The organism is Pseudomonas sp. UW4 (assembly GCF_000316175.1).
Taxonomy (GTDB): domain Bacteria; phylum Pseudomonadota; class Gammaproteobacteria; order Pseudomonadales; family Pseudomonadaceae; genus Aquipseudomonas; species Aquipseudomonas laurylsulfatiphila.
Genome location: NC_019670.1, coordinates 2,317,031 through 2,342,289, shown reverse-complemented (window position 1 = coordinate 2,342,289; position 25,259 = coordinate 2,317,031). Strand labels below are relative to the sequence as shown.

Annotated in this window: 23 protein-coding genes and 1 pseudogene; 17 read left to right on the top strand and 7 right to left on the bottom strand. The window is 61.7% G+C overall.

Annotated features, from left to right (window positions below):
• Nucleotides 1–41: 41 nt before the first annotated feature.
• Together PPUTUW4_RS10225 and PPUTUW4_RS10220 are read right to left on the bottom strand one after the other, a co-directional pair.
• Nucleotides 42–254, bottom strand: coding sequence for a hypothetical protein (locus tag PPUTUW4_RS10225; protein WP_015094563.1), 213 nt, complete (start codon nt 252–254; stop codon nt 42–44).
• 48 nt (nt 255–302) lie between these two features.
• Complete coding sequence (locus PPUTUW4_RS10220; protein ID WP_015094562.1) at nt 303–566, bottom strand: DUF2790 domain-containing protein; 264 nt, start codon at nt 564–566, stop codon at nt 303–305.
• A gap of 291 nt (nt 567–857) precedes the next feature.
• Between PPUTUW4_RS10220 and PPUTUW4_RS10215 the strand changes: the two genes are divergently transcribed.
• Together PPUTUW4_RS10215 and PPUTUW4_RS10210 are read left to right on the top strand one after the other, a co-directional pair.
• Nucleotides 858–1,598: a response regulator gene (locus PPUTUW4_RS10215; RefSeq protein WP_015094561.1), complete on the top strand. Its 741-nt coding sequence runs from the start codon at nt 858–860 to the stop codon at nt 1,596–1,598.
• Nucleotides 1,595–2,905, top strand: coding sequence for an ATP-binding protein (locus PPUTUW4_RS10210; protein WP_015094560.1), 1,311 nt, complete (start codon nt 1,595–1,597; stop codon nt 2,903–2,905). Before PPUTUW4_RS10215 ends, PPUTUW4_RS10210 begins: the two co-directional genes overlap by 4 nt.
• Nucleotides 2,906–3,506: 601 nt before the next feature.
• Here the strand turns inward: PPUTUW4_RS10210 and PPUTUW4_RS10205 are convergent.
• Both PPUTUW4_RS10205 and PPUTUW4_RS10200 read right to left on the bottom strand, forming a co-directional pair.
• Complete coding sequence (locus PPUTUW4_RS10205) at nt 3,507–4,265, bottom strand: putative DNA-binding domain-containing protein (RefSeq protein WP_015094559.1); 759 nt, start codon at nt 4,263–4,265, stop codon at nt 3,507–3,509.
• Complete coding sequence (locus PPUTUW4_RS10200; protein ID WP_015094558.1) at nt 4,258–5,100, bottom strand: DUF692 domain-containing protein; 843 nt, start codon at nt 5,098–5,100, stop codon at nt 4,258–4,260. Before PPUTUW4_RS10200 ends, PPUTUW4_RS10205 begins: the two co-directional genes overlap by 8 nt.
• A gap of 446 nt (nt 5,101–5,546) precedes the next feature.
• On the opposite strand from PPUTUW4_RS10200, the gene PPUTUW4_RS10195 reads away from it, so the two are divergent.
• Both PPUTUW4_RS10195 and PPUTUW4_RS10190 read left to right on the top strand, forming a co-directional pair.
• Nucleotides 5,547–6,593, top strand: a complete 1,047-nt coding sequence (locus tag PPUTUW4_RS10195) for a class I SAM-dependent methyltransferase (RefSeq protein ID WP_015094557.1) — start codon at nt 5,547–5,549, stop codon at nt 6,591–6,593.
• A 127-nt stretch (nt 6,594–6,720) separates the two neighbouring features.
• Nucleotides 6,721–7,563 carry an NAD-dependent protein deacetylase gene (locus PPUTUW4_RS10190; RefSeq protein WP_015094556.1) on the top strand — a complete coding sequence of 281 codons (843 nt, stop codon included), beginning with the start codon at nt 6,721–6,723 and terminating at the stop codon, nt 7,561–7,563.
• A gap of 119 nt (nt 7,564–7,682) precedes the next feature.
• Here PPUTUW4_RS10190 and PPUTUW4_RS10185 read toward each other — a convergent pair whose 3' ends face one another.
• The gene (locus PPUTUW4_RS10185) at nt 7,683–8,579 is read right to left on the bottom strand and encodes a LysR family transcriptional regulator (RefSeq protein WP_015094555.1); all 897 of its coding nucleotides are present in this window, start codon (nt 8,577–8,579) and stop codon (nt 7,683–7,685) included.
• 173 nt (nt 8,580–8,752) lie between these two features.
• Between PPUTUW4_RS10185 and PPUTUW4_RS10180 the strand changes: the two genes are divergently transcribed.
• The 5 genes and pseudogenes from PPUTUW4_RS10180 (at nt 8,753) to PPUTUW4_RS10160 (ending at nt 12,977) form a co-directional block, all read left to right on the top strand.
• On the top strand, nt 8,753–9,451 hold the full coding sequence (locus PPUTUW4_RS10180; protein WP_015094554.1) for a CoA transferase subunit A: 699 nt from the start codon (nt 8,753–8,755) through the stop codon (nt 9,449–9,451).
• A 36-nt stretch (nt 9,452–9,487) separates the two neighbouring features.
• The gene (locus PPUTUW4_RS10175) at nt 9,488–10,153 is read left to right on the top strand and encodes a CoA transferase subunit B (RefSeq protein ID WP_007975748.1); all 666 of its coding nucleotides are present in this window, start codon (nt 9,488–9,490) and stop codon (nt 10,151–10,153) included.
• A gap of 11 nt (nt 10,154–10,164) precedes the next feature.
• Nucleotides 10,165–11,346, top strand: coding sequence for an acetyl-CoA C-acetyltransferase (locus tag PPUTUW4_RS10170; protein WP_015094553.1), 1,182 nt, complete (start codon nt 10,165–10,167; stop codon nt 11,344–11,346).
• A 243-nt stretch (nt 11,347–11,589) separates the two neighbouring features.
• A pseudogene (locus tag PPUTUW4_RS30180) lies at nt 11,590–11,685 on the top strand (outer membrane lipoprotein carrier protein LolA); the annotation flags it as partial.
• Between the two features lie 233 nt (nt 11,686–11,918).
• Complete coding sequence (locus PPUTUW4_RS10160) at nt 11,919–12,977, top strand: IS110 family transposase (protein WP_086780471.1); 1,059 nt, start codon at nt 11,919–11,921, stop codon at nt 12,975–12,977.
• A 574-nt stretch (nt 12,978–13,551) separates the two neighbouring features.
• On the opposite strand, the gene PPUTUW4_RS10155 is transcribed toward PPUTUW4_RS10160, so the two are convergent.
• The gene (locus PPUTUW4_RS10155) at nt 13,552–14,391 is read right to left on the bottom strand and encodes a helix-turn-helix domain-containing protein (RefSeq protein WP_015094551.1); all 840 of its coding nucleotides are present in this window, start codon (nt 14,389–14,391) and stop codon (nt 13,552–13,554) included.
• Nucleotides 14,392–14,485: 94 nt separating this feature from the next.
• Between PPUTUW4_RS10155 and PPUTUW4_RS10150 the strand changes: the two genes are divergently transcribed.
• Entirely contained in the window at nt 14,486–15,406 is a 921-nt protein-coding gene (locus PPUTUW4_RS10150; protein WP_015094550.1) for a LysR family transcriptional regulator, read from the top strand.
• A 136-nt stretch (nt 15,407–15,542) separates the two neighbouring features.
• Here the strand turns inward: PPUTUW4_RS10150 and PPUTUW4_RS10145 are convergent, their stop codons facing one another.
• Nucleotides 15,543–16,457, bottom strand: coding sequence for a LysR family transcriptional regulator (locus PPUTUW4_RS10145; RefSeq protein ID WP_015094549.1), 915 nt, complete (start codon nt 16,455–16,457; stop codon nt 15,543–15,545).
• Nucleotides 16,458–16,528: 71 nt separating this feature from the next.
• Between PPUTUW4_RS10145 and PPUTUW4_RS10140 the strand changes: the two genes are divergently transcribed.
• The 7 genes from PPUTUW4_RS10140 (at nt 16,529) to PPUTUW4_RS10110 (ending at nt 25,257) form a co-directional block, all read left to right on the top strand.
• The gene (locus PPUTUW4_RS10140; RefSeq protein WP_015094548.1) at nt 16,529–17,602 is read left to right on the top strand and encodes an AraC family transcriptional regulator; all 1,074 of its coding nucleotides are present in this window, start codon (nt 16,529–16,531) and stop codon (nt 17,600–17,602) included.
• Nucleotides 17,603–17,839: 237 nt separating this feature from the next.
• Nucleotides 17,840–19,810 (top strand): acyltransferase family protein, encoded by a 1,971-nt coding sequence (locus tag PPUTUW4_RS10135; RefSeq protein WP_227698118.1) that lies wholly within the window; start codon nt 17,840–17,842, stop codon nt 19,808–19,810.
• Nucleotides 19,811–20,291: 481 nt separating this feature from the next.
• Nucleotides 20,292–21,644, top strand: coding sequence for a UDP-glucose/GDP-mannose dehydrogenase family protein (locus PPUTUW4_RS10130; protein ID WP_015094546.1), 1,353 nt, complete (start codon nt 20,292–20,294; stop codon nt 21,642–21,644).
• On the top strand, nt 21,641–22,657 hold the full coding sequence (locus tag PPUTUW4_RS10125; protein WP_015094545.1) for an NAD-dependent epimerase: 1,017 nt from the start codon (nt 21,641–21,643) through the stop codon (nt 22,655–22,657). Before PPUTUW4_RS10130 ends, PPUTUW4_RS10125 begins: the two co-directional genes overlap by 4 nt.
• 154 nt (nt 22,658–22,811) lie before the next feature.
• Nucleotides 22,812–23,558 (top strand): sugar transferase, encoded by a 747-nt coding sequence (locus tag PPUTUW4_RS10120; RefSeq protein ID WP_015094544.1) that lies wholly within the window; start codon nt 22,812–22,814, stop codon nt 23,556–23,558.
• Complete coding sequence (locus PPUTUW4_RS10115; protein ID WP_015094543.1) at nt 23,559–24,206, top strand: CpsD/CapB family tyrosine-protein kinase; 648 nt, start codon at nt 23,559–23,561, stop codon at nt 24,204–24,206. It begins immediately after the preceding gene.
• Nucleotides 24,207–24,228: 22 nt separating this feature from the next.
• Nucleotides 24,229–25,257 (top strand): polysaccharide biosynthesis/export family protein, encoded by a 1,029-nt coding sequence (locus PPUTUW4_RS10110; protein ID WP_015094542.1) that lies wholly within the window; start codon nt 24,229–24,231, stop codon nt 25,255–25,257.
• The last annotated feature ends 2 nt before the right edge of the window (nt 25,258–25,259 follow it).

Sequence of the window (25,259 nt, the reverse complement as noted above, 5' to 3'; positions counted from 1 at the left end):
TTTCGCGAGCAGGCTCGCTCCCACAGTGGATTGGGGTGTTTTCAAGCTGTCTGTTCATCCAGCAACTGTCCCTGAGGCGTGCGGCTGGCACCGTCTTGTGCCAGCAAGCCCTGGGTGCCCTTCTCTGCCAAGGGCGTCAGCTGGAAGCAGGTGTTGCTGGCGCAGGTGCTTTGCTCGACGGCGGCGTTGGCATGAGCCGCAGCACCGGCGACGGAAAAGGCGATGGCGGTAAGAAAGCGGGATACGTTATTCATGATGTCCTTCCTGATTCAATGGGATTAGGCGGGCGTTGATCGCAACACTCAGTTTTCCGAGTTGCAGTGATCGGCGAACTTGCTGTAATCCAGCACCTGGGTTTTCGACTGGGAGTCGAGGTACGTCAGCCGTGCATTGACCACACCGCAGGAAGGCGTTGCGTCCTCGGTCAGCGAAACCACTTTGCTGATGTCAAGATGGCTGCCGTAGGTGTAGGTTTTTGGCGCAACATCGGCTTCGGCGCGGGCCGACAGGGTGCAGATGTTCAGGGCGGCAAACAGGCAAGCGGCGTAGACGGCTTTGGTGTTCATGGCGAGTTCCTCAAGGTTTCAACAGATCCGAGGCGGTCTGGTTTGCCTCGATGGAACCAATTAAAAGCCTGCGAGGTATCTCGTCTGTGTCGGAAATCGGCGTGAATCAATCGGTACGTATCAGAACCGGGCGCAGATACAGAGCAATACAAACCCCCTGAAATCGGCTTTTTTTGCCTTCGTGTGTATCCGCAGGCAGGCCGGATACACTGCAATACAAAGGGCGACAGGCGACCCCGCCCAGGCTCGATAGACTGTGTGGCAATCCCCATTCATCAGAGGTTTGGCCCAATGGATCACGTTGATCACATCCTCATCGTTGACGATGACCGCGAAATCCGCGAGCTGGTAGGCAACTACCTGAAGAAGAACGGCCTGCGCACCACCGTCGTGGCGGATGGACGGCAGATGCGCGCGTTTCTGGAAACCACCCCGGTGGACCTGATCGTGCTGGACATCATGATGCCGGGGGACGATGGCCTGCTGCTCTGCCGCGAATTGCGCGCCGGTAAACACAAGACCACGCCGGTGCTGATGCTCACTGCACGCAACGATGAAACCGACCGCATCCTCGGCCTGGAAATGGGCGCCGACGACTACCTGGTCAAACCCTTCGCTGCCCGTGAACTGCTGGCGCGGATCAACGCGGTGCTGCGACGCACCCGCATGCTGCCGCCGAACCTGGTGGTGACCGAAGCCAGCCGCCTGCTGGCCTTCGGCCGCTGGCGCCTGGACACCTCGGCCCGTCACCTGCTCGATGAAGACGGCACCATGGTCGCCCTGAGCGGCGCCGAATATCGATTGCTGCGGGTGTTTCTCGACCATCCGCAACGGGTGCTCAACCGCGATCAACTGCTCAACCTGACCCAAGGCCGCGACGCCGATCTGTTCGACCGTTCCATCGACCTGTTGGTCAGTCGCCTGCGCCAGCGCCTGCTCGACGACGCCCGCGAACCGGCCTACATCAAGACCGTGCGCAGCGAAGGCTATGTGTTTTCCCTGCCGGTGGAAATTCTGGGCGACCCATCATGACGCAGGCGCTGCTTTGGCCGCGGACCCTGGCTTCGCGGCTGTCGCTGATTTTCCTGATCGGCCTGATCCTCGCTCAGGCATTGTCCTTCGGTGCGCAGTACTACGAACGCTACGAATCCTCGAAAAACACCATGCTCGGCAACCTGGAAACCGATGTTTCCACCTCCGTTGCCATCCTCGACCGCTTGCCCGCCGATGAACGAGCCGCCTGGCTCAAACAACTGGAGCGGCGCAACTACAGTTACCTGCTCAACGAGGGTTCGCCGGGCACGCCCATCCGCACCGACATGCCCGATGCGCCCATTGCCATCGCCTCGATCAAGGACGCCATCGGCCACGATTACCCGATGACCTTTACTGAGATTCCCGGGCCGAAAAAACACTTCCAGGTGCACCTGAACCTGGCGGATGGCAACCCGCTGACCATCGACCTCCGCCCGGCAATGGTACCGCTGTCGCCCTGGCTGCCCTTCGTGTTGCTCGGGCAACTGGCACTGATGCTCGCCTGTTCCTGGTTGGCGGTCAGAATTGCCATCCGCCCCCTCACCCGCCTCGCCGAGGCCGTCGAAACTCTGGACCCCAACGCCCACCCCGTACTCCTGGACGAAAAAGGCCCGACCGAAGTCGCCCACGCCGCCAAGGCCTTCAACGCGATGCAGGCACGCATCGCGGCGTACCTGAAGGAACGCATGCAATTGCTCGCAGCGATCTCCCACGACCTGCAAACCCCGATCACCCGCATGAAACTGCGCGCCGAGTTCATGGACGACTCCAGCGAAAAAGACAAACTGTGGAACGACCTGGGCGAGATGGAACACCTGGTGCGCGAAGGCGTCGCCTACGCCCGCAGCATCCACGGCGCCACCGAAGAAAGCCGCCGCACCGACCTCGACTCGTTCCTCGACAGTCTGGTGTTCGACTACCAGGACATGGGCAAGGACGTTCAACTCACAGGCAAGAGCTCCACCGTCATCGATACCCGCCCTCACGCCCTGCGCCGGGTGCTGGTCAACCTGACGGACAACGCCTTGAAATTTGCCGGAGCTGCCGAGTTGCGCGTGGAAAAACAGGCCGACGGCAAGCTGTCGATCAAGATCCTCGACCGCGGCCCGGGAATCGCCGAAGAAGAACTCAAGCACGTGATGGAACCCTTCTACCGCGTGGAAAACTCCCGCAACCGCAGCACCGGCGGCACCGGGTTGGGGTTGGCGATTGCCCAGCAACTGGCGATAGCGATTGGAGGGGCGTTGACCTTGAGCAATCGGGAAGGGGGTGGGTTGTGTGCGGAGTTGAGATTGCCGGGGTAGGAAGGATTGGCTGGGGGAGTATAAGGATGTTGGGCCAGCGGTAGAAAATGTTCGGCTGCAAGGCCGCCTTCGCGGGCAAGCCCGCTCCCACAGGTGCCTACCGGCCGACCTGGTTCTGATGCGTTTCCCTGTAGGAGCACCGCAGGCTGCGATCTTTTGATTTTGATTTTTGACAATGTCGAAAGAGCGGAAGATCAAGAGCAAAAGATCGCAGCCTGCGGCAGCTCCTACAGGGAGCGTGTTTAGCCGTAAGAGATTGGTCGCCCATAAGGCTCCACCACTCAACAGGCCGAGCGTTAGCTCGCCTGCCGCTCTTGATCTTGATCCACCCGCCCCCTCGGCAGGCTGAGTGGAGGTGTTCATCCGGGGATGGGCGCGCAGCGCCGTTCGACGCAGTCGAACTCATTGCATGTAGGTCGAAGCGAAGCCGACCGGAGGGCAATGCCCCCGGATGGACACCGGAGCGAAGGAACCCCGAGCCTCAGCGAGGGGCCGTACGTAAGGGGCGAGCGCTTTTGGTTACTTTTAAGGCGCTTGTTAAAAGTGACTCGCCGTAAGGGCGAAACCGCCAGCCGCCGTTACCGAAGAAACGGATATGTACTCAATCAACAACCCCCACAACCCCCTCCCCATGCATCTGCCGCAACAACACCAACCCACCCTCGAGAAACTCCGAAGCCCCCACCGCCCCAGCCTCCACCGCCAACCCCTGCAACAGCTCACGCCCGGTCAACTCGGGAAACTCGCCAACAAGCAGCAACAACCGCCACGCCAACGGACTCAACCCGGAAAACTTCACACTCCAGTCCTCGGCGCGACGCACCAGCAACAACGTCGGCTGAGCCGGTAAAACGTCCGGCTGGTAATCCGGCCCCACCTGTTGCACCGGCCAGGCATACGCCAACGGCCAGGCCAGGGGCGACACCTGCAAGGGCCGATCCAGCAGCAACGCCACATCACCGGCAGCCACAGGCTCGGCTTCAGATTGTTGCAGCGCCATTTCCACCCACTCGTAATGCGCCAGCTCCACCATGAACGGCGGCCACGAACCATCGGCCAACGTCGTAGGTTCACTGGCTAGAAACTCGACAAACTCCTGAGCGATCTCACCGAATTTCGGCGTGCGGGCGCGGTAGTCCCGCAGAAAAATCCGCACCAGCGAACGCCAGTGTTCATCGCCCAGAATCTTCACCAGGACCGGAAAGGTTCCGCTGAGCAATGAAGACAGGTTGGCGAACACCAGATCGCGATAAACCTGTGCCCGCGCCGGGTCCATTTCGGTGGGTGGTGCGTTGTGCTCAGGGTCGCGCAGATACAGGCCCATGGTGGTTTGTTGCTGCACAAGGCTCGACTTATCCACGGTTCATCCCCTCCTGCTGCAGGCGGCGAATGGTCTGCAGTTCCGCCACCAGTTCGGCGAATGCCGGAAAATTGAAATCGCGCTCCAGCAAGGTCGGCTGCGCACCGAACCGGGCGTAGGCCTGGGCCAGCAACGACCACACCGCCGGTTTCACCGAGGCGCCATGGGTATCGATTTTCAAAGTATCGGACTCATCGAAATGCCCGGCGATATGCATGGCCACCACCCGTCCCGCATCGATACCGGCGAGAAACGCCTGGGGATCGAAACCGTGGTTGATCGAGTTGACGTAGACGTTGTTGACGTCCAGCAACAGGTCGCAGTCAGCCTCGCGCAACACCGCATTGGTGAACGTCACCTCGTCCATGTCCTGTTGGGGGGCGGCGTAGTAAGAGACGTTTTCCACCGCCAGGCGCCGACCGAGGATGTCCTGGGCCTGGCGGATACGCGCGGCGACGTGGTGCACCGCTTCTTCGGTAAACGGCAGCGGCAACAGGTCGTACAGGTGACCGTCATCGCTGCAGTAACTCAGGTGCTCGCTGTACAGCGGCACGTGGTAGTGATCAAGGAAGCTGCGAACCTCCTGCAGAAAATCGACGTCCAGCGGCGACGGTCCACCCAGGGACAGGGACAAGCCGTGACAGGACAACGGATAACGCTCGGCCAGTGCCCGCAGCGCCGCACCATGGGCGCCGCCAATGCCGATCCAGTTTTCCGGCGCGACCTCCAGAAAGTCGAAACTGCCAACAGGGGCCGCTTGCAGGTCTTTGAGTAATCCGCGACGCAGGCCAAGCCCTGCGCTGGCCTTGGCTACGGGGGGAATGGATGTCTGCATGGTGTCGATCTCGCCTGTGTCCAATGGCGCGGGCCGGTGCCCGCCTCGAGACACAGTTAATCGAAGGGGTGTATCGGGACTGTGTTTGGCTGGGGCTGGAATAAGAGGTCATTGTGTCAAGAAGGGGTCTGGATACAGTGGGATACACACGATCCTTGCAGGCTCCGCTGATCCTGTGGGAGCGGGCTTGCCCGCGAAGAGGCCGGCACATTCAGAAGCGATGTTGGCCGAGCCACCGCTTTCGCGAGCAAGCCCGCTCCCACAGGGGTTTAGTGTCAATCATGAGGACTTTCGTCGCTCCAGACAGCAGTACACACGCCCCGGACTAGACTTAATGCACACAGGACCCGCTTGGTGCCCTGCACATCCCCACGACCACCGCCCAGCGGCGCATGCCTCGCCAAACGATGCCTCTGGACCGTGATCCTGCCAAAGGAGCACACGTGATGGACGAGGCCAGACTCAACGATTTCATGGGCAAACTGGTGAATGACATGGGCGGCGCGGCGATGCTCGCCAACGTCATCCTCGGCGAAGAGCTCGGCCTGTACCGGGCAATGGCCGACAGCCAGCCCATCACCCCCGAAACCCTCGCCGAGAGAACCGGCTGCAACACCCGCCTGCTGCGCGAATGGCTCAGCGCCCACGCTGCCTCCGGCTACATGGAACACCAGGACGGCCAGTTCCGCCTTCCGGAGGAGCAAGCCCTGGCCCTGGCCATCGAAGACTCACCGGTCTATATCGCCGGAGGCATAGGCGTGGTCGCGTCGTTTTTCCACGACAAGGACAAGCTGGTCAACGCCATGCGCGGCAACGGCGCCCTGCCATGGGGCGAGCATCACCCGTGCATGTTCAGCGGCACCGAGCGTTTCTTCCGCCCCGGCTACAAAGCCCACTTGATCGCCGAATGGTTGCCGGCCCTCGACGGCGTGGTGGCCAAACTGCAAGCCGGGGCCAAAGTGGCGGACATCGGCTGCGGTCACGGTGCCTCGACGGTGATCATGGCCCAGGCATTTCCGGATTCGCGCTTCGTCGGCTTCGACTACCACGCGCCCTCCATTACCGTCGCCACCCAACGGGCCGAAGAAGGCGGTGTGTCCGGCCGGGCCAGGTTCTTCCAGGGCACGGCAAAAAGCTACCCCGGCAACGACTATGACCTGGTCTGCTACTTCGACTGCCTGCACGACATGGGCGACCCGGTGGGTGCGGCCAGACATGCCTATGAATCGTTGAAGGAGGACGGCACGGTGCTGCTGGTCGAGCCCTACGCCAATGACTTGCTCGACGACAACGTCAACCCGGTCGGACGCTTGTTCTACGCGGCGTCGACCTTTGTCTGCACGCCCAACTCGCTGTCCCAGGAAGTCGGCCTCGGGCTGGGTGCCCAGGCCGGTGAAGCGCGGTTGCGCAAGGTGTTCAGCGAGGCCGGGTTCAGCCGTTTTCGTCGGGCCACGGAGACGCCGTTCAACCTGATTCTGGAGGCACGTAAATAACCCCCGCCACCCCCCCTGTAGGAGCGAGCTTGCTCGCGAAAAGCGCGAGCACGCCGCGGGGTGTCAGGCTTACAGTGTTATCGTTGACGACCATCGCGAGCAAGCTCGCTCCTACAGGTTTTCCAGCATGCTCGACAGCCTGATCCACGAACAACTCGAGCGCCTCCATCAACGCATGGCCGACGCGCCGTTTGCAGTGCTGACCGGGGCCGGCATCAGCACACCGTCGGGCATCCCCGATTATCGTGACAATCAGGGCGTGCGACGGGGCCGGCAGCCGATGATGTACCAGGAGTTTCTCTCAGCCCCCGAGTCACGGCGACGCTATTGGGCGCGGGCGATGCTCGGCTGGCCACGGGTGCGCCTGGCGCAGCCGAACGTGGCCCACGACACCCTGGCCCGGCTGCAGGGTACGCGACAGATCAACGGGTTGATCACCCAGAACGTCGACACCCTGCATGACCAGGCCGGCAGCCATGACGTGATCGAACTCCACGGCAGTTTGCACCGGGTGTTGTGCCTCGATTGCGGCAGGCTTTGCGAGCGCGACTCGATCCAGCGCTTGATGGAAACCCGCAACCCCTACCTGGCCGGCGTCGACGCGGTACAGGCGCCGGATGGCGACACCCTGCTCGACGCGGCCTTCGAGGCCCGTTTCCAGGTCCCGCATTGCCCCCATTGCGCCGGGGAACGGATGAAGCCGGATGTGGTGTTTTTTGGTGAAAACGTCGCGCAAGCCACGGCGGCCAAGGCGATGGCGGCCATTGAACAAGCGGCCGGGTTGTTGGTGATCGGGTCTTCGTTGATGGCCTATTCGGCGTTTCGCCTGTGCCGGGCGGTGGTGGATCAGGGCAAGCCGTTGATCGCGATCAACCTAGGCAAGACCCGGGCGGATGACATTCTGGATATGAAGATCGAGGGGTCGTGCGAGCAGCTCTTGCCCTTGTTGGCCCAACGCCTGTCTTCCTGATCAACCCAGAAAACTGTGGGAGCGGGCTTGCTCGCGAAAGCGGTGGGTCAAACCACATTGATGTAGCTGACACTCCGCCTTCGCGAGCAAGCTCGCTCCCACAGGGGCCGGCGCTCATGTCAGAGAAGCTTTTCCCCAAATTTTTCCTCCTTCAGCACATCAAACAACGCCTGCGCCGCCGCCGACAGCTCCCCCCCGGGCAACGTCAACACACCAAGCGCCCGCTCCACCACCGGATCGCGCAAGGTAATGCAGCGCGCGCCCAGCTCACGCATCTGCCCGGCACACAAGGCCGGCACCGCGCTCACACCCAGGCCGCTGGCGACCATGCGTCCGACCGTCGCCAGTTGATGGCTTTCAAACTCCACCGACAGCTTCATGCCGCGGGCCTGCAGGTGCTCTTCAAGCATGACCCGCACGGTGGAAGGTCGCTGCAAGGTAATGAACGGCTCCTTGAGCAGGGTCTGCCAATCGATGTCATCGAGTTCGGCCAGCGCTGAATCCAGGGGCACCACCGCCACGAATCGATCGATGTACAACGGCGTGAATTGCAGCGGCGAACTCTGGGTCGGCTCGAACGCCACCCCCAGTTCAACCTGGCGGTCACGGACCATTTCCAGCACCTGCTCGTTGATCACGTCATTGACCGTCACGTTGACGTTCGGGTAACGGGCGCGGAAGGTCTTGAGGATCGGCGGCAGCAGGTTGCCGGCGAACGACGGCATCGCCGCCAGGGTCACGCGACCGCGCTGCAGGGTGAAGCGTTGACGCAGCTCGTCCTCGACATTGTCCCAGTCGGCGATCAACCGGCGCGCCAGCGGCACCAGGGATTCGCCTTCGGCGGTGAGCGCCACGTTGCGCGTGTTGCGGGTGAACAGGCGTCCGCCAAGGCCCTCTTCCAGCGCCTTGATGGTCAGGCTCAGGGCCGATTGCGACAGGTGCAGGCGTTCACAGGCCACGGCAAAGCTCAGGCTCTGGGCCACGGCGAGAAAGGCGCGGATCTGCTTAATGGTCATGGTCGCTTCGCTTCCAGTTGTAAGCTACAAGCCTGGAGCTGCAAGAAAGCAGCGGTTTGTTGAGTTTTATCTATTAATCAACCTTAAAAATCAACTTAACAAATGAATACTTCGGCGAGACACTCCTTCCCATTCGGCTAGCCAGCCGCCCACAAAGAATAAAAGAGGTGCATATGGCAGGTTTCGACAAGCGCGTGAGTTCCTATGAGCAAGCGTTGGCAGGTCTTGAAGACGGCATGACCGTGATCGCTGGCGGCTTCGGCCTGTGCGGCATCCCGGAAAACCTGATCGCCGAGATCAAGCGCAAGGGCACTCGCGACCTCACCGTGGTCTCCAACAACTGCGGCGTCGACGGTTTCGGCCTCGGCGTACTGCTGACCGACCGCCAGATCAGCAAAGTGGTGGCGTCCTACGTCGGCGAAAACAAGCTGTTCGAAGAGCAACTGCTCAAGGGCGAAATCGAAGTCATCCTGACCCCGCAAGGCACCCTCGCCGAGAAAATGCGCGCGGGCGGCGCCGGCATTCCGGCCTTCTTCACCGCCACCGGCGTCGGCACTCCGGTTGCCGAAGGCAAGGAAGTGCGCGAATTCCATGGCCGCAAGTACCTGATGGAAGAGTCCATCACCGGCGACTTCGCCATCGTCAAAGGCTGGAAAGCCGACCATTTCGGTAACGTGATCTATCGCCACACCGCCCAGAACTTCAACCCGCTGGCCGCCACCGCCGGCAAGATCACCGTGGTCGAAGTCGAAGAAATCGTCGAACCCGGCGAGCTGGACCCGGCGCAGATCCACACCCCTGGCATCTACGTCGACCGGATCATCTGCGGCACGTTCGAGAAGCGCATCGAACAGCGCACCGTGCGTAAGTGATCCCCTGCCCCCGGACCGAATCAAGGAATAACGACAATGGCACTTTCCCGCGAACAAATGGCTCAACGCGTCGCCCGCGAAATGCAGGACGGCTTCTACGTGAACCTGGGCATCGGCATTCCGACCCTGGTCGCCAACTACATCCCTGAAGGCATGGAAGTCATGCTGCAGTCGGAAAACGGCCTGCTGGGCATGGGTCCGTTCCCGACTGAAGAAACCATCGATGCCGACATGATCAACGCCGGCAAACAAACGGTGACCGCGCGCATCGGCGCTTCGATCTTTTCCTCGGCCGAGTCCTTCGCGATGATCCGCGGTGGTCATGTCGACCTGACCGTACTGGGCGCCTTCGAAGTGGACGTGCAAGGTAACATCGCCTCGTGGATGATCCCCGGCAAGCTGGTCAAGGGCATGGGCGGCGCGATGGACCTGGTGGCCGGCGCAGACAACATCATCGTCATCATGACCCACGCGTCCAAGGACGGTGAGTCCAAGCTGCTGTCCCAATGCAGCCTGCCGCTGACCGGCGCCGGGTGCATCAAGCGCGTGCTGACCGACCTCGCCTACCTGGAAATCGAAAATGGCGCATTTGTCCTCAAGGAACGCGCACCTGGCGTCAGCGTCGAGGAAATCGTCGCCAAGACCGCTGGTAAACTGATCGTCCCGGACCACGTTCCGGAAATGCAGTTCGCTGCCCAATGAGGAATCATTCCATGCAAGAAGTCGTCATTGTTGCCGCCACGCGCACCGCGATCGGCAGTTTCCAGGGTTCCCTGGCCAATGTTTCTGCCGTTGACCTGGGCGCTGCGGTGATCCGCCAGTTGATGGCGCAAACCGGCCTGGACCCTGCGCAAGTCGATGAAGTGATCATGGGTCAGGTGCTGACCGCCGGCGCCGGGCAGAACCCTGCGCGCCAGGCCGCGATCAAGGCCGGCCTGCCCTTCGCCGTACCGGCCATGACCCTGAACAAGGTCTGCGGTTCGGGCCTCAAGGCCCTGCACCTGGGCGCCCAGGCAATTCGCTGCGGCGATGCCGAGGTGATCATCGCCGGCGGCCAGGAAAACATGAGCCTGGCCAACTACGTCATGCCCGGCGCGCGCACCGGCCTGCGCATGGGCCACGCGCAGATCGTCGACACCATGATCAGCGATGGCCTGTGGGACGCGTTCAACGACTACCACATGGGTATCACCGCCGAGAACCTGGCCGAGAAGTACAGCCTGACTCGCGAGCAGCAGGACGCGTTCGCCGCTGCCTCGCAACAGAAAGCCGTGGCCGCCATCGAAGCCGGGCGCTTCGTCGATGAAATCACCCCGATCCTGATCCCGCAGCGCAAGGGCGATCCGCTGTCCTTCGCCACCGACGAGCAGCCACGGGCCGGCACCACCGCCGAATCCCTGGGCAAGCTCAAGCCGGCCTTCAAGAAGGACGGTTCGGTGACCGCCGGTAACGCTTCGTCGCTGAACGACGGTGCCGCCGCCGTGATCCTGATGAGCGCCGAAAAGGCCAAGACCCTGGGCCTGCCGGTACTGGCGAAAATCGCGGCCTACGCCAACGCAGGCGTTGACCCGGCGATCATGGGCATCGGCCCGGTGTCGGCCACCCGTCGTTGCCTGGACAAGGCCGGCTGGAACGTCGACCAGCTTGACCTGGTTGAAGCCAACGAAGCCTTCGCCGCGCAATCGCTGGCGGTGGCCAAGGACCTGGAATGGGACTTGAACAAGGTCAACGTCAACGGCGGCGCCATCGCCCTGGGCCACCCGATCGGTGCTTCGGGTTGCCGCGTACTGGTGACCCTGCTGCATGAAATGCTCAAGCGTGACGCCAAAAAAGGCCTCGCCACCCTGTGCATCGGTGGCGGTCAGGGCGTGGCACTGGCGCTCGAACGGGCTTAAAGCGTTCAACAGACGGCGCGGGGACCCACGAAGATCCGTCGCCGTCTGGACAACTGTGGCGAGGGGGCTTGCCCCCGTTGGGTTGCGCAGCAGCCCCAGAATCTCGGCAATAGTCGAGTACTTTGGAAGTGCTTCGCACTCCAACGGGGGCAAGCCCCCTCGCCACATCCTGGTTTTTTTATCCCCGCTTTTTCATGTATACCGCGTCATCGTTCTTCGCGAGCAGGCTCGCTCCCACAGTAAATGTTCAGCTTGCTCGCGATGGAGGTCAACGATGATGCGGGGAGCCTGACACCCCGCGGTGCTCTCGGGTTTTTCGCGAGCAAGCTCGCTCCTACAGAGCCAGTCGCCATCCATGCCGGGTTGCCCACTGCGCAGAACCGGAACGAAGCCTTACGAGGCGGCGTACCGGCCGGCCTGATTCTGATGCGTACGTGATCCCCTGTAATTGGATGGACTCGCCCAAGCCGAGGCGTCAATGCGCCACGGTGACAGTCTAAACAGCCAACGACAGCGAGGGCGAGTCCATGAAAAATCATAGTTCGATTGAGCAATCTGTGTCTTCTTCCGATTTGTCGGCCTGCATAACCTTGGCGGTCGATCTGGCCAAACAGGTCTTTCAGGTCGCCGGCGAAGATGTCCTCGGCCAGGTGCTCTACGAGCAGCGGATCAAGTCGCGCGAGGCGTTTTATGATTTTCTCCGACAGTTGTCGCCTCATGTCATGGTTTTGATGGAGACCGGTCCGGGTGCCCAGGCCTGGGCCCGGCAGCTGCAAGACCAAGGCAATCCGGTGCGGATTCTTCCAGCCGGTTTGGTGGCCACACATCGCAGCGGGCCTAAAAATGATCGCAACGATGCGCTGGCGATCCTGCGGGCTAATCGCGATGAAAAAATCTGCGCAGTACCGGTCAAAAGCGTTGCAGCGCTGGCCATGCAGGCGTTGCATCGCGCCCGCCAGGGCTATGTGCGTCGACGCACGGCCCTCAGTAATCAGATGCGCGGCCTGCTGCTTGAGCACGGCGTAGCCTTGGCACAGGGCGATGTTGCGATCAGCCAGAAAATCCCGCGGGTGCTGGAAGATGCCACCCAGCCGGTGCCGGGCCTGCTGCGTGAACTGATCGACGAACTGTTGGCCGAGTGGCGCCATTTGGGTGAGCGCATCAGCGTACTGACGGGACGCCTGGAAGTGGCCGCCAACGCCGACATGACGGCGAAGCGGCTAATGACTGTGCGCGGCATCGGCCCGGTCACTGCCACGGCACTGGTGGCCAAGGAAACCAAGCCTGAGCGATTTCCCAATGCCCGCAAGTTTGCCGCGTATTTTGGCATGGTGCCTGACCAGCACAGCAGTGGGCAGACGGTCCGGCTGGGGGACATGACCAAGCGAGGCGATGCTTATTTACGCAGCCTGATGATCCAGGGAGCCCATGCGGTGCTGCAACAACTACGACCTGATTCCCAGCAACCCGATGACCGCCGCTTGTTGCACTGGATGAGCCGGTTGGGCCGCAAGGAGGCTGCGATCAGGCTAGCCAACCGCAACCTGCGAATCGTCTGGGTGCTTCTACAGAATGACCAGACTTATCGTCGCCACGCTGGTGATGGCCAGCCAGCGACAATGGGCCACTGAGCGACAGAGTTCTGCCACCGAGGTACTAACCGTCTGACCCTCTGCTGAAAAAAATTGACCCCAGGTAAGACCGGCGTGGGTTGATGCCTAAGCTCCTACTGGCCTTCGAGGCCTGACTGTAATCGGCATACCACGAGTTTTTCCAATTTTGGCCAGAAGCCGAAGACGGCTTCCACGAATAGGCCTGATACATAGATGCAACGGGGCAGCGGTTTTTCAAAAGCGGGTAGACAGTGGGGGCGAGTCCATACAATTACAGAAGAGCAGAGTTGCGAACACCTGCTCCTCACCACTCATCAGGCCGAGCGTTAGCTCGCCTGCAGCTTGTGATCTTGATCCACCCGCCCCCTCATCGGCAGGCTGAAGGTGTTCATCCGGGGATGGGCGCGCAGTGCCGTTCGGCGCAGCCGAACTCATTGCATGCAGGTCGAAGCGCAGCCGACCGGAGGGCAATGCCCCCGGATGAATACCGGAGCGAAGGAACCCCGAGCCTCAGCGAGGGGCCGTACGTAAGGGCGAAACCATAAGCCGCCGTTACCTAAATAACGGATATGTACTCAACCAAAAACCAAGACTACAACCCCAGACGAAACTGCTTGGGCGTAACCCCAAACCGCTTACGAAACGCCCGAATAAAATTACTGGCCTGCCGATACCCCAACCGCTCGGCAATCCGCTCAATCGGCTGATCGCCGGCAGTCAACCAGTGCCGCGCCAACTCCAGGCTGTCGCTACGACTCTGTTGCGTCGCAGCAGTCTGCCAATGCCGCAACATGCTCTGATGCAAAAACGCATTGGCCCCCAGCAACGGCTCATCAAGGCTAACCGCCGGCAGGCTCAAACACGGATGTGCCCCCTGCAGCACCTCGATGCCAACGCTACGCAACCACTGCCCGGCAGCCTGCTGCGGCGTCAGGTGAACGCAGACAAACACCTCGGCCGGCGCCCGCCCCAAGCGTCGGGCAATGTTGCGCACCAACGTCAGGGTCGCCGCATCGAGGCCGAAAAAATGCGCCTGCCGGCCAGCACTGCGCAAGTGCAGGCGGGCCTGCCCGTCACCCTCCTCCAGTTCCGCCACCACATAGTTGGTCACCCGTGGCAGGAAATCAGTGAAGCACGCCAGGCTCGCGCGCAGGGTGGCGGCGGAGTCCAGGAGGATGTTCAACCCCCGCAACGTGGTGGTCGCCATGCCATTGACCAGTTCACAGCCAAACGACACCCCCGCGCCCGCACGTTCGCATTCGTTCCACAGGCGCTCGACCAGGTGCGCAGGCACGTGCAGATCCTGCCCTTCGAGCAACGAAAGACAGATGCCGGCCCGTCGCAGCAGTTGGTCCTGACACAGGCCGGACTGCCGGGCATGGCTGAGAATGGTGCGGGTGAAGGCGCTGGAAATGAACGGTTGGCAGGTCATGGCACGTTACGACGAGAAGACAGGCGTGTACTTATGCCAGCCTCTATGCTATCGATCCAATGCATTAAAAGTATCCGCCAAATGCAGGAGACGCATGATGGATCTACGACAACTCCGCCACCTTGTCGCCCTGGCCGATTACCGCAATTTCGGGCGCGCCGCCGAGGCGATCAATCTCAGCCAACCGGCCTTCAGTCGTAGCATCCAGACCCTGGAGCGCGACCTCGACTGCGCGCTGGTGGAGCGCAGCAGCCGCGAATTCCGCCTGACTGGCCAGGGTGAACTGGTGCTGCAACATGCCCGGCGCCTGCTCGCTGGCAGCCAGGCCCTGCAAAACGAACTGACGCAATACAACGGTCTGACCGGTGGCGAGTTGCACTTCGGCTGTGGCCCGTATCCGGCACAGTTGCTGGTACCCGAGGCGCTGGCGGAATTCATCCAGGCGCACCCGGCGATCCGCATCAGTTTCCATCAGGGCGACTGGGAACAACTGGCGGTCTGGCTCCGTGAACAGCAGATCGAATTCCTCGTGGCCGACGCGCGCTACTTCACCGGCGACCCGCAATACCAGGTACAGCTGTTGCGCCCCCGGCGCGGGCGGTTCTTTTGCCGTGTCGGTCATCCCCTGGCGCAACGGCCGGACCTGTCCCTGCGCGCCCTGCTCGACTACGCGGTGGTCGGCACGCGCATACCGCCGATGATCCGCAAGATCCTCGCCGATTCGCAGGGCGAGGCGGACTTCAACCCGAGCGTGGAATGCGCGCAGTTCGATGCCATCCGCCGCGTGGTGATGCGCTCCGACGCGGTGGGCATCGCAACCATCGAGGCCCTGGCCGAACTGGTCGATCAGGGCCTGATCCGCCTGCTGGAGTTTGCCGATGTGCCCAAGGACGACCCCGGCCTGCAATTGCACTACGGCATCGTCAGCCGCGCCGGCCACTCCCTGACACCGGCGGCGCTGGCGATGGTCGAGGCGGTGCTGACGGTTGACCGGCGTTTGCTGGCGTCGAACTAAGGCTTGCCTGCAACGCCGCAATCCTTGTGGGAGCGAGCTTGCTCGCGATAGCGGTGTGTCATTCAACAATGATGTCGGCTGACACGGCCCAATCGCGAGCAAGCTCGCTCCCACAGGGTTCGCCGTTGCCTTGATGTCACGCACGCCGCGCCAGCGCCTGCAATGCCCGGGGCTCACCGAGTGCGCGCAGCAGGCAATGCATCGCCTCCTCACGGCTGCGCTCGAAGCGATAGCGGGACTCGATGTACAACGCCAGTTTCAACTCCACGGGTTCGTCCAGGGGCAGCGGCACCTGTTGCAGGCCCAGCACACTGGCGACCCGGCTCGGCAGGCTGATGCCCAGCGGCTGGCGGTCGGCGATCAGCTTCGCGGCCAGGGTGCTCTGGGTGCTCATCGCGATATGGCGGCGCAGGCCTTTCAAGCCAAGTTGCAAGTCCACCGGGCTGAGTCCGTCGCGGCGGCTCGACACCTGAATCTGCGGTTGCTCCAGATATTCCTGCAGGGTGCGCGGCGGCGCCTTGAGCGCGGTGCCATAGGCGAACACGTAATGGTCGGCGGGCAATACCTGTTTGTGCAGGCCCGCAAGCCCGGCCAGCGGCTGGTCGAGATCGATCAGGATATCCAGCTTGCCGCTGGCCAGGTCCTGCAAGGCGTCGCGACGCCGGGGCTGGAAATAACGCACCTGCCAATCGGCGTGGGGCGATTCGAGCAAGGCATCTAGCAGCACCGGTTGCAGGCAATCCAGGCAACTGATGCGCAGCAACGGATTGTTCTGCCGCGCGGCGGGGATCATGCGCAAACCATCGCGCAATGACTCGAGCGCTGCACGCACGTAGTCGGCCAGACGATGGGCGACCAGTGTCGGCGTCACGCCCAGGCGACTTTTGATGAACAGCGGATCGCCGCACAATTCGCGCAGGCGACGCAACGCATTGCTCATGGCCGGTTGCGACAGGCACATCACCTCAGCGGCACGGGTGACGCTGCGCTGCTGGTAAATCGCATCGAAGGCGAGCAACAGGTTCAAATCGAGCTGGCGTAAATCAAGCATGGTCTTGCTCCGGCAAATCGCTTAACGTCGGGCAGCCTAACCAGTGTTCCGGAACAAGCTGTGAGCCCTAAATGACAAAAAGCGATCAGCCACTGCACGATCAATCCATACCCAATGCGTTCTACGCGCCGACCCTGCTGCCGGCCATCGAAGAGTTGCTGGCCCGCGGTGTGGACCGGGAAAGCATTGAAGGCCTGTTCCGTCGCAGCCTGTTCGAGTTGCGCACGCCCTTCATGCGCGTTGCGCTGTTCATGTCGCGGCGCTTCTGGGCGTTCGCCCTGGAACAGACCGGCGATCCGTTGATCGGCCTGGCGGCCGGTCGGCGTTTCGTTTCCACCGCCACCAATGGCCTGACGTACCTGTTCGACGTGGCCGACTCACTGGACAGCGCCTGCCAGTATTTCGTGCGCTTCTTTCCGTTTTTCAACGGGCACTTCCAGGCGCAGATCGTGCGCGGCGGCGACAACGTCGAACTGCGTCTGCTCGATTGCGGCAGCGTGAAAGCCAGCGCAGCCACCGCCGATTACATCCTGATCAGCCTGTGCAGCATGTTGCGGCGCAAGTTCCTCGCCAGCGGCCTGGAGCGCGATCCGGTGCTGGGCATCGGGCTGACCGGGCCCTGCACCGCCAACCCGCAGGATCACGAGCAAGCCTTCCGCGCCCCGGTGCAGTGGCAACAGGCGCAACACTCGATCCGCCTCGATCCACAGCTGTTCGTCATCCCGTTGACGCCGGGCAATCATGAACTGGAGCAGACACTGGTCGAACTGTTGGAGCAGACCCGGCGCAACAGCGAGCCGACCTTGCTGGAGCAAGTCTGCGACCACTTGATCGTCGACCTCGCACAAGCCAACTGGCAGCAATGGTGTAGCACCCAGCACTTGCTCGAGCGCACCGCAGCCCGGCGTTTGAAAGCGTTGGGCTGGAGTTTTTCCGAGTTGCTCGACGAGTACCGCCGCTACCGGGCCGAAGACTTTTTGCAGGGGACAGACCTGGAGCTGGTGGAGATTTCCGACCGCCTGGGCTACAGCGATGTACAAAGCTTCAACCGTGCATGCCTGCGGTGGCTGGGGTGCGCGCCGGGCGCCTGGCGAGCCCGGCAGGGACAACAAAAAGGCTCTTTGCTCATTCCCGGGAAACTGTAGGAGCCAGGTAAAACGCAGAACCCTGTGGGAGCGAGCCTGCTCGCGAAAGCGGTATGTCAGTCACATCGATACTGGATGTGCCGCCGTCTTCGCGAGCAGGCTCGCTCCCACAAAAACCAGGCTCGTGCGCCACGGGGGCCTTTGGTTTTTTGCGTCCCCCCGGTTTCCAGCTACAAATGAAGGGTGGGTTGAGTGTCCGCAATCCTGACAGCGATTGTCAGGGGTGGACAACGATGGATGGCTGCGGTTTTACGGATGGTCAGGCGCATGGCTCAAGGCAAGTATCGCTCCGACATAGATGGGCTGCGCGCTGTCGCGGTGATTGCAGTGCTGCTGCATCACCTCAAGGCCGGCCTGTTGCCCGGCGGCTACGTGGGCGTCGACATCTTCTTCGTCATCTCGGGATTCCTGATCACTTCCCAGGTGTTTTCCGAGGTCAAGCGCAATGCATTCTCGCTCAAGGGTTTTTATCAGCGGCGCATCAACCGCATCGTACCGGCGCTGGCGACGGTGCTGCTGGCGACCGTGATCGCCGGCGCCTTCATCCTGTCTCCGGTCGACCTGGTCCGGCTCAACGTCAGCGCCCTGTTCTCGCTGCTGGGCGTCTCGAATATCTACATCTGGGTCAAGTACGGTAACTACTTCGCCGCCGATGCCAGCGAAGCGCCTTTGCTGCACACCTGGTCGCTGGGTATCGAAGAGCAGTTCTACGTCATCTGGCCGCTGTTCATCGTGTTGCTGTATCGCCTGGCGCCGCGTTACGTGTTGCCCGTGCTGGCCATCGGCGTGGTGCTGGCGGTGGGGGTTTCCGAGTACGCAACGGGGGTCTTCGCCACGGCCGCCTACTACCTGCTGCCCACGCGTTTTTTCGAACTGATGCTGGGCGGGCTGCTGGCGATCTACCTCCATTCACCGCGCATGATCGGCAAACGGACGGCCCATGGCTATGCATTGGCGGGCTACCTGCTGATCGGTTTCTCGCTGTTTGCCTTGAACCCCAACTCCACTTTTCCCGGGATCAACGCCCTGATTCCCTGCCTGGGCGCCGCCTTGCTGATCCTGGCCGGCAGCGGTGAACGCCATTCACGCCTGCTCACCAGCCGGCCCATGGTGTTTATCGGCCTGATCTCCTACTCGCTGTATTTGTGGCACTGGCCGCTGATCGCCTTCCTGAACTACGTGGAAATCCCCATCGACCTGCCCGTGGGCGCGCTGCTGATTGCCGCCTCTATCCTGCTTTCGTGGCTGTCCTGGCGGTACGTCGAAGTGCCGTTTCGCCGTACCGGGGCCAGCCTGCACTTTGCCCGGGTGTTCACCCGCCGGTTTGCCCTTCCGGCGTTGGGGCTGGCCGTGCTGGCGGGGCTGAGCCTGCAGTTCAACGGATTTCCACAACGCTTCAACGCCGGCGTTTCAGCGCTTGAAGCGATGACCCTGAACAAGCCTGCCGAGGTCCGCAGCGGCTGCCATGTGCCCAATGCGCTGTACCAGACCGAACCCAATGAGCGCTGCCGGTTGGGCGCAACCAAGGAGGCACTGGACGGCATCATGATCGGCGACTCGTTTGCCAATCACTTCACCGGCATGGTCGACATTCTGGCCAGGCCCAACAACATCATGCTCATGGACTACACCATGGACTCCTGCCCGCCGATCCTCGGCTACACCGCCGAAATGCCTCCGGTGTATGCGGCCCATTGTGCGAAACGCAACGAACGGGTGTTCAGCCTGATCGAGCAGAACAAGTATCGCTACGTGGTACTGGCGGCGATCTGGCCCAAGGATGTCCGGGCCAGGGATCTGGTCGAAGCGAGCCTGCGGCGGGTGGTGGAGAACAGCGGCCAGGTGATCGTCATCCTGAGCAACCAGCACATCGAAAAGGCCGCGAGTTGCCCGATTCGCCGGCTGATGTTCGGCACCGGGCGCAACTGCTCGGTCGCCCAGAGCGCTCTGGCGCCCTATTGGGCGGACGTGCGCGCCAGGTTCCCGCAGATACGCTTCATCGACCCCAATCAGGTGATATGCCCGGGCGGCGTGTGCAGTCCGATCATCGAGGGTCAGTTGCTGTACCTGGACGACTCACACTTGAACGAAGCGGGCTCGCGGTTTATCGGCCAGACCTTGCTCGATCGTGGCTTCTCCCTGCTGCACGACCCCAAGGCCAAACCGCAAACCGCCGACGCAAGGTTGGGTGCCCGCGTGGTCAATTGACACCACCTCCCCCGCTCACGGGCGCCCGGCAATCGGCGCGCCCGACTCATGAAAATGCCCATGGCCAGCCCCCCGTCGACCTGTCAGATCAGTGAATTCTGCAATGACCGGACAGACACCCGTCAATAAATTGTCGGTCGATTCTTGACAACGGCACATCGCCACATATGCGTAAGAGCTGTCGAAGTTTAGGGAAAAGCGTCAATAAACCGGTGACTCAATTCTGACACGCTCAAGCTGCTACAGCCCTTGTATTTCGCGGCTTACGACCGTTTATCGATTTCCTTGGCCTCTCGCCAAACGCTCAAAATCGGGGACAAACCCAACAGTGGTGCGAGTTTAATAGCAATTGCCCCCACGAATTTTGGGTGTCTTGCCTATTTAACATGCCGGACGGTTGACGCGGTTTGCCGAGGCTGGTCTATACCCATTTTTACAGTTTCACTTCGCGACTCTCCACCGTCTTACGAGGCACGCCAGTATGGACGTGAGCGTATTTGGTACGGGCTATGTCGGCCTGATACAAGCAGCGGCACTGGCCGATGTCGGACATCGTGTCCTGTGTGTCGACATCGACCCGAACAAGATCCGGCAACTGCAACAGGCCGTGCCACCGATCAGTGAGCCAGGGCTTAGCGCCACCCTTGAAGAAAACATCAAGGCCGGTCGCCTGCTCTTCACCACCCAGGCCAGCGATGCGGTGGAGCATGCCGATCTGATCTTCATCGCCGTCGGTACGCCCGCCGACGAAGACGGTTCGGCCGACCTCAGCCATGTGCTGAACGTGGCCCGGCAGATTGCCAGTTTCATGGAGGCCGACCGCACCCTGATCATCAAGTCCACGGTGCCGGTCGGCACGGCGGACCAGGTCAGTGCCACCGCTGTCGATGAGCTGCAGCGCCGCGGCAAAGGTTCGTTGAAGGTTCGGGTGGTGTCCAACCCGGAGTTTCTCAAGGAAGGCAGTGCCCTGGCCGATTGCATGCGCCCGGACCGGATCATCGTCGGTACCGCCGACGATGAAGCCCGCAGCCAGATGAGCGAGCTCTACGCACCGTTCTGCCGCAACCGCGAAAAACTGATGTTCATGGACAATCGCAGTGCCGAGCTGACCAAGTACGCGGCGAACGCGATGCTGGCCACGCGCATCAGCTTCATGAACGAACTGGCCAACCTCACCGAGTTGCTGGGCGCCGACATCGAAGCGGTGCGCAAAGGCATCGGTTCGGACCCGCGCATCGGTTACCACTTCATCTACCCCGGTTGCGGCTTCGGCGGTTCCTGCTTCCCCAAGGACCTGCGCGCCCTCCTGCACACCGCCGAGCACTGCGGCATGCCTTTGCGTCTGCTGCGCAGCGTGACCGAAGTCAACGAGCACCAGCGCCATATCCTGTTCAGCAAACTCAAGGCGCAATTTCCCGGCGGGCTGGCCGGAAAATCCGTCGCCCTGTGGGGCCTGGCGTTCAAACCCAATACCGATGACATGCGCGAAGCCCCCAGCCGTTATCTCATGGAGGCACTCTGGGCCGAAGGCGCGAGCGTGCAGGCCTACGACCCGGAAGCCATGTCCGAATGCCGGCGCCTCTACGGCTACCGTAACGACCTGCATCTGTGCGCCACCCGCGATGACACCCTCGAAGACGCCGATGCCCTGGTGATCTGCACCGAGTGGAAGAACTTCCGCGTGGTCGACTTCGACCTGCTGGCGAGCAAACTGCGCTGCCGGGTAATCGTCGACGGGCGCAACCTCTACAACCCGGAACAGGTGGCGGCTGCCGGCCTGCACTACAGCGGCATCGGCTTGCGCCACATCGTGCCCGAGGCCGTACGCCCATGAAGATTCTCGTCACCGGAGCGGCCGGCTTCATTGGTGCCCATTGCGTGCTGCGACTGTTGCGCGACGGCCACCAGGTGTTCGGCCTGGACAACTTCAACAGCTACTACGACCCGCAACTCAAGCGCGATCGCGTGCGCTGGGTGCAGGAGCAGGCACGCCCTTTCCCGCTCTCAACGATTGACCTGGCCGATGCCACGGCCATCGAGACGCTGTTTGCCGAGGAACAGCCCGAAGTGGTGATCCACCTTGCGGCCCAGGCCGGGGTGCGCTACTCCCTGGAAAATCCCCGGGCGTACCTGGACAGCAACTTGAGCGGTTTCCTGAACATCCTCGAGAGCTGCCGCAACCACCCGGTCAAACACTTGGTCTACGCCTCGTCCAGCTCGGTGTATGGCGCCAACCAGCACACACCCTACTCGGTGCGCGATGGTGTCGATCATCCGCTCTCGCTGTATGCCGCGACCAAGAAGTCCAACGAGTTGATGGCCCACAGCTACAGCCACCTGTTCGGCATTCCCTGCACCGGGCTGCGCTTCTTCACGGTATACGGACCCTGGGGACGGCCCGACATGTCGCCGATCCAGTTCGCCCGGGCCATCGCCGAAGAGCGGCCACTGAAACTGTTCAACTACGGCGAGCACCAGCGCGACTTCACCTACATCGACGACATCATCGAGAGCATCACGCGCCTGATCGAGTGCCCACCGCAAGCCAATGACCAATGGGACCGCGAACACCCGGACCCGGCCACGAGCATGGCTCCCTGGCGGATTTTCAACATCGGCGGCCAGCACCCGGTAGCGCTCAAGGATTATCTGGCGCTGCTGGAAAAACACATGGGGCACAAAGCCCGGGTCGAACTGCTGCCGCTGCAGCCCGGCGATGTCCTCAACACCTGCGCCGATGCCAGCGACCTGGCTCGCGCGACCGATTTCCAGCCGCGCATCCAGCTGGATGAGGGACTTTGGCGCTTCGTTGCCTGGTTCCGCGCTTATTACCAACTAAATAATTAAACACTCAACACTAATCAAACAATTAATTAACTGATTAATACCAATTAACTAAGTAACAAAGCGATCAAAAATAATTAACCAAGCAATAATTTGTTTAACACTAACTGACTGCCTATCGCCCACGCCGCACGCGGCTGAACTTTGCGGAGGATTTATGACTGGTCATGAGAAAAGTCTGTCCCTGGACACAATGCGCAGGGACAAACGCATGGACCCCGAGCACCGCATGCGCATGGACGCCGCCATCCATAGGCAGGGACGTGGCTGGATTACCGGTCGCGACGGTGGCCGACCCTGGACCCTGTCGCGCACCAACCGCGTGCTGGCCAGTTGCGGTGCACTACTGATCCTGGTGCTGATTGCGCCGGTGCTGCTGGGTCTGGCGCTGGCCATCAAATGCACAAGCCCGGGGCCGGTGATGTTCGTGCAGAAGCGCACAGGTTACCGCGGCCGCCTGTTCGGCATGTACAAGTTCCGCACCATGGTCATCAACGCCGAGGAGCTCAAGGAGTCCCTGCGGCACCTGAACAAGCACGGCGCCGACGCCATCGATTTCAAGATCGACCAGGACCCGCGCATCACCGGTATCGGCGGCTTTCTGCGGCGTACCAGTCTCGACGAGCTGCCGAACCTGTTCAACGTAGTGACCGGCGACATGCGCCTTGTCGGCCCCAGGCCCACTTCGTTCAACGCCTACCGCTACAAGGACAATCACCTGGTTCGCCTGAGCATCTACCCCGGCATGACCGGCCTGTGGCAGATCTCCGGGCGAAGCAATATCGATTTCGACCAGCGCGTTGAGCTGGATATGCGTTACATCGCCCAACAGAGCCTGCTGCTTGATTTGAAGATTCTGTTGAAAACCCCTTTCAAAGTATTCAGCGGCCACGGAGCGAGTTAAATGGACGGTTCAACTGCTAAAAGCCTCAGCATTGCCAGCCCGAGCGAGTCCAACCTGACATCGACCGTGCTGGACCAGGATCTGCGGATCCTGTTCCTGACCGCCGCCAACCCCGGCGCGGGCACCACCACCAGCGCCCTGACGCTGGCCAGCCAACTGGCGCAGATGAGCAGTGGCCTGGTGCTGCTGGTGGACGCCAGCCAGTCGGCGACCAACCTCACGCAACAGTTGGGGCTGACCAGGGAACGGGGGTTTCACGACTTGCTGTTCAACACCCAGAACCCGCCCTTGTTGCAGGACTGTGTGGTGGATGTGTCCAGCCTGCCGTTCCACGTCCTGCCGTTCGGCCGCCACTCCCGGGGCAACGAACACCTCACACCCGAACGCCTGGGCCCGCTGCTCGATCAACTCGGCAGTCAATACCGGTTCGTGGTGATCGACGGCGATGCCGTGTATTCGGATTCCGACACCCTGGCCATCAGCACCCAGGCGGACGGCGTGGTCATGGTCGTGCGCTCTGAAGACACTCGCTGGGAAGTGGCCCAAGCCGCGGCCCAACGCCTGAGTCAGGCCGGCGCGAAACTGGTCGGCAGCGTGTTCAACCGACGCAAGTACTACATGCCCAAGTGGCTGTACAAAAACCTGTGAGCAATCAGATAAGGATGACGCCATGAACGCCAAGATGCTTGTCCTGCTGTTGCTGCCGCTTGCAGGTTGCTCCAGCACTTCCTCCGACCAATCCCAAAGCATGCCGGTGCAGATCCTCACGGCTCCGCCGGCCAACGCCCAGGCCACCGACGTGCCCAAGGTCGAGCAGACCCTGCGGCCTCAAGATGTACTGGACGTGATTTTCCACATCAGCACCAGTGGTTCCGACGCCTATCGCGTGCAGTCCGGGGACATGATCTCGCTGAACTTCACCGCCGCCAGCCAACTCAACGGCAACCAGTTGGTGCTGCCCGATGGCACCATCGAACTGCCCGGGGCCAACACCTCGGTGAAAATCGAGGGGCTGACCCGCGATCAGGCACGTGATGCGATTCAGCGCGCCTACGACCGCAAACAGCTGTTCCAGCCCAACCGCAATCAACTGTCGGTGAACCTGGTGACCCCGCTGACCAATGAACAGAACCTCAAGTCCGTGCTCAATCACCCTGGCACCGGCATGAGCCGGGAAATCACCGTAGGCACCGACGGCTACGCCAGCTTCCCGGAAATCGGCTCCGTGCCGCTGCAAGGCATGACCGTCAACCAACTGGAGGCCTACCTCAATAAACGCTACGCCACCTTGCCGGGCCGCATGACCGTGGACGTGCTGCTCAAGTCCACCGCCGGCAATGAGATCTTTGTGCTGGGTGAAGTCGGCCAGCCGGGCTCCTACCCGATCCGCCGCCCAGTGTCGGTGCTTGAGGCCCTGACCATGGCACGTGGCTCCAACGTCAAGGCGCGCCTGGACTCGGTGATGATCATGCGGCGCAACGGTAACCAGGTGGTCGCACATCGTTATGACGTGGAGAAAGCCTTGTCCGGCGATGCCTCGCAAATCGCCTACCTGCAGGCCGACGACATGCTGTACGTGCCCAAGACCAAACTGGCCAGCGCCGGCGAACTCGCCAGGCAACTGGCGGACGTGGTGTTGTTCCAGGGCGTGGGCATGAGCTTCAGCTATCGCGTCGACAACAAAGACAGCAACGACTAACT